We start from the raw sequence: 1,242 nt of genomic DNA, 5'->3' as shown, positions 1-1,242 counted from the left end.
GCCGCCCGCGATGACCACGAGCCGGCTGCCCAGCACCCCGGTCAGCACCTGGAGCTTCGCGTGCCGCGCGGCCCGGCGGATCGCCTCCACGGTCAGCTCGCTGTCGCCGTCCGGCGCGGTGCCCAGCACCACGCACACGTGCTCCGGCGAACTCCAGCCCAGCGCCGCCGCGCGGGACACCGCGCCCTCGTCGGCCTCGCCGGAGAGCACCGCGTTGACCACCAGCGACTCCAGCCGGGCGTCCCAGGCGCCGCGGGCCTCGGCGGCCTGCGCGTAGACCTGGGCGGTGGCGAAGGCGATCTCGCGGGCGTAGACGAGGAGGGCCTCGCGCAGCGCGGACTCGTCGCCGGGCGCGGCGACGTCCTCGATCGCGGACTCCATCACCTCGATCGTCGTACGCACCATCTCCACCGTCTGCCGCAGCGTGATCGCCCGGGTCAGCTCGCGCGGCGCCGTGCCGAACACGTCGGTGGAGATGGCCTGCGGCGTCTCGGGGTGCCGGAACCACTCCGTGAACGCCGCGATGCCCGCCTGCGCCACCAGCCCGATCCACGAGCGGTGCTCCGGGGGCATGGCCCGGTACCAGGGCAGCTGCTCATCCATCCGGGCGATGGCGCCGGCGGCGAGTTCCCCGGACGACTTCTCCAGTCGGCGCAGGGTCGCGGCGTGCGGATGATGCAACCGGGCGGCGTCGCGATCGGGCGGCTCGGGTGTCTCGGTCGGTTCAGGCACGGGTCTAGCCTGCCCTATCCGGGTCGCGTCGGACGAAAGCGGCGTCCGGGGGCCGTCTTCCGGGGCGTACGGTGGCGGGGTGATTCAGCTACGGCGGGCGCGGGGGCGCTACCGCGGCGGGGACGCGCAGGCGGGGATCGAGACACTGCACGCGTTCTCCTTCGGCGGTTTCTACGACCCGGACAACGTGCGCTTCGGCTCGCTCGTCGCGTGCAACGAGGAGCGGCTGCGGCCGGGCGCGGGCTTCGCCGAACACCCGCACCGCGACATGGAGATCGTCACGTGGGTCCTCGACGGCGAGCTGACCCACGAGGACTCCGCCGGCCGCACGGAGACCGTCCGCCCCGGGGACGTCGCGCGGCTGTCGGCGGGCACGGGCATCCGGCACGCGGAACGCAACGGGGGCCCGGCGCCGCTGGCGTTCCTCCAGATGTGGCTGATGCCCGCGGCCCCGGGCGGGGACCCCTCGTACGAGGTGGTCCGCGGCATCGCCGACGGCACGCCGCTGGC

1 protein-coding gene and 1 pseudogene are annotated in these 1,242 nt (G+C 74.8%); one reads left to right on the top strand and one right to left on the bottom strand.

Annotated elements, in window-relative coordinates:
• Positions 1-732 (bottom strand): annotated as a pseudogene (locus H5J30_RS34130) (PucR family transcriptional regulator); the annotation flags it as partial.
• Positions 733-811: 79 nt separating this feature from the next.
• On the opposite strand from H5J30_RS34130, the gene H5J30_RS34125 reads away from it, so the two are divergent.
• Positions 812-1,242: pirin family protein (locus H5J30_RS34125; RefSeq protein ID WP_181791691.1), on the top strand; the 431-nt coding region annotated here is incomplete at its 3' end.

This window comes from Streptomyces phytophilus (assembly GCF_013870535.1).
GTDB classification, from domain to species: Bacteria; Actinomycetota; Actinomycetes; order Streptomycetales; family Streptomycetaceae; genus Streptomyces; species Streptomyces phytophilus.
Note: the sequence above shows the minus strand (reverse complement) of the source record. Positions and strands in the feature narration are given on the sequence as shown.